The sequence below is a fragment of the Kitasatospora sp. NPDC002551 genome, from assembly GCF_040296005.1.
Lineage (GTDB): Bacteria > Actinomycetota > Actinomycetes > Streptomycetales > Streptomycetaceae > Kitasatospora.
The window spans coordinates 1-6,144 of the sequence record NZ_JBEOWI010000125.1; the positions used below are offsets into that span (position 1 = coordinate 1).

Here is a 6,144-nt window from a genome sequence, read left to right on the forward strand (position 1 = left end):
TTCGGGTGGAGGACCGTCGGGTCAGGCATCCGGCGCCCGCCGACCGATCCCGTTCGCCGGGCGGCCACGCTTCCCGGGGCGGGCGGAGATTTCTCCCCGGGTCTCGGTCACACGGGGGCCGGGTTCGACACCTCTATCCCTCGAACCCGGAAAAGGAGGGCTTCCGCCATGTCGACACCCCCCGAGCCACAGCCGACGAGCACTGAGACCGACACCGAGACCACCTGGAAGCTGTGGATCCTGATGGTCTGGCACCCCGCCCTGGGGATGCCCGTCGACCCCGTCGCCGTCCTCGCACTGGACACTGCCGAGGGCGCAGAGCCAGCGCAGCACGTCGTATGGGTGCCCCTGGTCTACGACGAGGCCAACCCCTGGCGCGAGCGGCTGGCCGAGGGAGTTTCGCCCGAGCGGATCGCCCGGTGGGAGGCCGAGGCGGGCGCGTGCCAGATCGCCGCGGCTGACCTGCCCGAGGGCGCGCTGGACCTGCGGCACGCCGCTGATCTCCTCCTGGACGAGCTCCTCGGCGAGGTCATCCCCGCGCTGCCTCCGCGGACCGGTGCGTGATGGGCACCAACTCCAAGAGCTCCCACTCCTCCTACGCCATCGCGCCGACCGGCGCTCCCGAGACCGTCGAGGCAGGCGAAGGCGTCGGCCTGGCCGCCGCGTCGGCGGAGCCCGAGCTGAGCGACGGTCTTGTCAAGGCGACGACCGACCTGATGGTGGCCATGGACAACCTGGACGCTCTCGCCGTCGGCAACGGCGTGGCGACCGGCAACTACCCGGAGCTGCCCGACGACCCGGTCGAGCGGTACGACATCTTCGCCGACCAGATCAAGGCCGCTCGGGAGGCCATCGAGCAGCTGAAGGCGGAGGGCGCCTCCGAGGAGGAGGTCAAGGCGCAGCTCGACGCCCTGCGCGCACAGTCCCTGGCCTACCTCACTGCGCTCGACCCGGAAGAGCTGCAGCAGATCGCCGCCGCCAAGGGGTTCGAGCACCCTGCCCTGGTCGGCCTGTCCGGGTCGAGCCAGCACCCTCTCGTCCACTGGCTCGACCCGTACTACAACGACGACATCCCGTCCAAGCAGAAGATCCAGGCCGTCGCGCAGAAGAGGTACGAGCAGCTCGCGGCCGGACAGACGGTCGGCGGGATGACCTTGGCCGACCTTCAGCAGATCGAGGGCACCAGCGGCGCCCCGGACGCGCCAGCCGGAACGTGGGCAGCGACGCCGGACCAGTTCAAGGCCGCGGTGGACGCGTGGACCCAGGCGAGCCACGAGGCGGCCTACGCCAAGGGGGTGCTGGACAGCGACAAGCTGAAGAACCTCCTCGACGCGGAGAAGCAGGTCCTGACCGCGCACTCGCCCGACACTCCCGACCTGGAGACGAAGAAGAACGAGATCCAGGTGTGGACCGGCGACCCCCTTGCGGTCGCCAAGATCAACCAGTCGACGGTGATGCCGCTGGTTCAGGAGGCGGTGGCTTCGGGGGAGATGTCCCTGACCGAGGCCCAGCACCTCAAGCCGGTCGAGCTCGTCGGGCTGTTGCGCACGGGGACGCCTGAGGCTGAGAAGGAGACGCTGAAGGCGACCGCTCAGGCACGGAAGGACCAGCTCAAGGCGCTCGACAACGCCTTGGACGTCCATCAGGGCGGCAAGCAGGACATCCACACTGAGCTGACGCTGCCCGATCTGGCCGGCAGCCCCGAAGCCGCGGCCCAGGTCGCCTCCTGGGCGAAGAGCACCGGCGAGCTGCACACGCTGCAGCAGGAGGCGCAGGGGTGGATCCACGAGACCCTGCAGTCTCCCGTCGACATCGGCTTCGCCAACCCCGCGCTTCTCAACACCCACCAGGTCGACCCGAAGGCGCTGACCACCGAGTTCAACGCCTGGGCGAAGAGCCAGAAGATCGGTGATCTGCGCGCGGTGGCCGGCGAACTGGGGATGCCGGACCCGGGCAAGGCCAACCGTGCCCAGCTCCAGGGCTACATCGCCGCCAACTTCAACCCCGCGCTGGACAAGGACGCGATCAACGCGAAGGTCCAGGCGGCGGCGGCCAAGAAGCAGGCGGCCGCGGCCGCCAAGGCCGCGTCCCCGCTCGCCTCCGACGAGGCGGTCAACGCCCTCAAGTCCAAGCTCGCGAGCAGCACGGGCACCACGTCCGCACCGCCCGCGGGCGGTGCGGGCACCGGCGGGCTGACCCAAGAGAGCAAGGTCGAGGCCGCGATCAAGATGGGCGCCAGCCCTGTGCAGGCCCAGAAGCTGGCCCAGGCCGCCACGGCGGGACCGACGAAGCCGATCCCGAAGGCCCCGAAGAAGCCGGCCGCTCCGGGATCGTTCAACGGCAAGGTCCAAGCACTGATCGCCGGCCTCCAGCAGGTCAAGGCCACCGCTCAGGACGTGCCGGCCCGGATCGACTCCGACGTCGTCGGCTCGTGGGACTTCGGTGCCGGGACGCCCGCCAACCTGGGCGGCACCTACAGCAAGACGCTCCACTCCGCGCCGGACGGCTCCAGCTGGCTGTTCAAGGCGGACCACAACGGCGGGGTGATCGCCCACTCGGAAGCGGCCGCGTCCCACGCGCTCTCGCTGGGCGGCGTCCCGGCGGTCCCGGTGTACGTCAAGAAAGTCGGAGGCAAGGTCGGCAGTGTCCAGCCGATGCTCAAGGGCGCCAGTCACTTCGCCTCCGACCCGAGCAAGTGGTCGCAGTCGGACGTCGACGCGATCGTGCGCTCCCACGTCGGCTCCTGGATCGTCGGTGACCACGACGGCCACCAGGCCAACGTGCTGCGGACCGCGTCGGGCGGCCTGGTGCAGATCGACCGAGGGCAAGCGTTCAAGCACTGGGGCAGCGACAAGCTCTCCCTCGGCTACGCCCCCTCCGGCGGTGGGTCGTACGACCCGGTCCACCAGAAGCTCTACGCTGCGGCGCTCAGCGGCGGCCTGGCCGACGGCGTCAAGGTGAATCACGCCGTTGTGCAGCCGGTGATCAAGAGCTTCGAGGCGATCCCGGACAGCCAGTGGCGCTCCATGCTGCACTCCACCGCGTACGAGGGCGCGAAGGCCGGCAGCGGCGTGCACTGGGTGCCCGCGATGCGCAAGCAGGCCGCCAAGAAGCACGGCATCGCGGCCGCGAAGGTCAGCACCGAGCAGATCGCCGAGGCGTTCCTCGACCACGCCGTCGAACGCAAGCAGAACCTCCGCAAGGCCTTCGCGGAGTTCTTCGTCAAGGACCTGAAGATGCCGCAGGCGGCGTCGCTGAAGCACGGAGCTGAGTGATGGGCACCAACTCGAAGAGCAGCCACGAGTCCTACGCCGTCTCCCCGACGGTTTCGACCGAGGCGCCCCCGGAGCCGCCGAACCTGGCGGCTGCCGCCCCCGAGCCGGTGAGCGAGATCGACCCGGCGCTGCTGGCGTCGATGCTGATGCCCGACTTCCCCAACGAGGTGCCGCTCGCCGAGCAGGGCGGTGTGTGGACCACCGACGGTGAGCCGGTGCTCGGCGGGCAGGCGGGCGGTGAGATGGCGCCGCTCGCAGAGCCGGAAGAGGAACACGGGGAGGCCGCGGACGGCCCCGTGGACGAGGCTGGTGAGCACGAGGCCGCGCACGAGCCGGCCGAGGAGGAGGGCGCCGCCTCCGCTCCCGCCGCCGAGGAGGACGCCGAAGGCGCAGCCGGAGCCGGACCCGCGTTCGAGGAGGAACCCGAGGACGAGCCGGAGGAGGCGCCGGAGGACGCCGATCCGCCACTGACGCCCGTTCCGGACGCTCCGGTGGCCGGCGCAGCCCTCGGCACGCCGATCCTGGTCGGAGGAGAGGACTTCCTCAACTCGCAGGCGGCGCTGGTCTCCTACCTCTCCCCCGACGGTCCCCGCGAGGTGCTGCTCGCGCACGTCAGCGAGGCGGCCGAGGGCAAGCTGCTCGACGCGCTGAGCGTGTCGGGGACCAAGATGGTCGACGTCCAGGTCGAGGAGGAGACCAAGGAGCGTCTGGCGCTGGACAAGAAGGCGCAGCTCGCCGAGCTGGTGACCGCGGCGACGACCTCGGTGCAGCACAAGCTCAAGGGCGGCGGCCCGATGTCCGAGGCTTCGATCCAGAAGCACCAGAAGGCCCTCGACGCGGTGAACGCGGTCCTTGCCTCGCCGAACCTGACGGACGACGAGAAGGCCATGGCCCAGTACTACCTGGACCAGGTCAACACCGTCGGCGAGAAGATCCAGAACGGCGGTGCGCCGATGGCGCACTTCGACCCGCACGGCCTGCCGGTCACCAAGATGGTGACCAAGCAGATACCGGCCCCGGCGGACGAGCCGGAACCGGGGATGCTCACCGCGCAGCTGCGCGACGCCAGCCGCATCAAGGCCTCGCTCGACGAGCAGAGCGGCGAGACGTCCTGGGACGGCAAGAGCCGCAGCAAGGCGAACGGCAAGGAGTACGCGATCGACCTGGGCGACGGCTGGAGCGCGGTCTACCGGCCGTACGCCGCCAACGACCCGCACAGCACCGAGTTCTCGATGCGCGGCCAGCTCGAGGTCCATGCGCCCGTCGGCGCCGGCCACGGCAAGCAGCTCGTCGACCGGCTGGAACAGCTGCACCTGGTCAACGCCCCGATGACGGCCGCCGAGGGCGAATGGACCTACCTGTCCAACAACGTGACCGCGCAGAACCTGGCGAACGCTCCCGGGATGAAGGCGGCCTTCGAGGAGGCCAAGGGGCTGGAGGACCTGCAGGTCCAGGAGATCGTGCACCAGCGCGCCGAGTCGTTGATCGGGCTGGGGGAGGACGAGCTCCACTACCAGGTCAAGCGCATCCAGCTGGAAGCCGCGCAGAAGGTCCTGCCGAAGAAGGTGAAGGTGCTCAGGGAGGCCGTCGCCAAGGCGACAGGCTTCGACAGCGGGGACGCGCTGGCGGCCAGCGCCGGGTACGACCCCACGCCGGCGACATCCGGCGGCTGGCTGACGTGGTCGCGGTTCGACGTCACGGGCAAGACGGCACAGATCAAGGAGGCGTACAAAGGCCGGTCGCTGACGCACAGCATCGGCAGCGGCGACATGGTCGCCCTGTTCGGCACCGGGGTGCTGGCCTCCACGGAGAAGCGCGCGGTCATGGGCATCGGCGGCGGCATCGGCATGTCCGAGCAGGCCGACAAGTACACGGGCGGGGCGAACTCCGTCTTCCTCCGCGTCTCGAACACCCCGGCGTCGGGCTACGGCGGCCAGCTGATCTGGGACGACCCGACCGTCCTGATGCGCCGGTCCGACTACTACGCCTACAACGGCGACAAGTACGGGGTCAGCCCGGACAAGAAGAAGGCGTCGGGGCTGACCCGCGACCCTCTGAAGATCGCCACGCACAACGCGTCCAACAACGAAATCATGTTCCGCGACGGCATCGACTTGCTGGGCGCGGAGGCCCCCAGCCGCATCGTCTGCCACTACGCGCACCAGCGCACGGCGCTGCTGGAGTCGTTCAAGGCCCGCGGCATCACCCACCTCGGCGGCAAGCCCGTCGAGGACGTCGTCAAGAGCAACCACTGAGGCCACCGGCCCATCCCGCCCAGAAGGAGAATGTCCGCATGAGCACTACCTGGCAGACCCGGCTCGCCGATCTCATCGCCGGCCGTCACAGCAGCAGCGGGGATCCGGTCGACGCCGGCGCGCAGCTGAGGGTGTTCGACGACGAGGGCACCGAGGTGTTCCTGCAGGCCCTCGCCCGCCACCACCGCGTCGACGAGGACGACCCGCAGTTGATCTGGATACGGCCGCTCGTCGGCGGAGCGGAGTCCGCGGAACTCGGCTACCTGTTCAACCTCAGCGCGACCCGGCGCCGGGGGCTGAACTGGACGCAGGCCCGGCTGGAGGAGAACGGCGACGTCGTTCTGCTCCTGCAGTCCGGCGAGACCGCGATCGTGCAGCCGGCCGAAGGCGACCTCCTGGCCGAGCTGCAGCGCTGGGACCGCTTCACCGACCGGCTCACCCGCGAGGAAGAAGCGCAGCTCGACGCCCTGGACTCCGACTCGTGGCACGGGCAGTTCTCGTGACCGCGGCCACGGCAACCGGCCGGCTCGCAACGTCTTGGCATGATGGTCCCGCCGCCGGCAGCTCGCCGGCGGCGCTCCGCCGGCCCCCGGGCCGGCACCGAAGGAACGGAG

At 70.1% G+C, this 6,144-nt stretch carries 4 protein-coding genes; all 4 read left to right on the forward strand.

Annotated elements, in window-relative coordinates; all coding sequences use genetic code 11:
• Positions 1-168 precede the first annotated feature (168 nt).
• Genes ABT093_RS40215 through ABT093_RS40230 form a run of 4 tightly spaced genes read left to right on the forward strand, consistent with a single transcriptional unit; the run spans position 169 to position 6,033 of the window.
• Positions 169-564, forward strand: coding sequence for a hypothetical protein (locus ABT093_RS40215; protein WP_350572470.1), 396 nt, complete (start codon positions 169-171; stop codon positions 562-564).
• The gene (locus ABT093_RS40220; protein ID WP_350572471.1) at positions 564-3,275 is read left to right on the forward strand and encodes a hypothetical protein; all 2,712 of its coding nucleotides are present in this window, start codon (positions 564-566) and stop codon (positions 3,273-3,275) included. Before ABT093_RS40215 ends, ABT093_RS40220 begins: the two co-directional genes overlap by 1 nt.
• Entirely contained in the window at positions 3,275-5,530 is a 2,256-nt protein-coding gene (locus ABT093_RS40225; protein ID WP_350572472.1) for a hypothetical protein, read from the forward strand. The genes ABT093_RS40220 and ABT093_RS40225 overlap by 1 nt, the downstream gene beginning before the upstream one ends.
• A gap of 38 nt (positions 5,531-5,568) precedes the next feature.
• A complete protein-coding gene (locus ABT093_RS40230) occupies positions 5,569-6,033 on the forward strand; it encodes a hypothetical protein (RefSeq protein ID WP_350572473.1) in 465 nt (154 codons plus the stop codon).
• Positions 6,034-6,144: the final 111 nt, after the last annotated feature.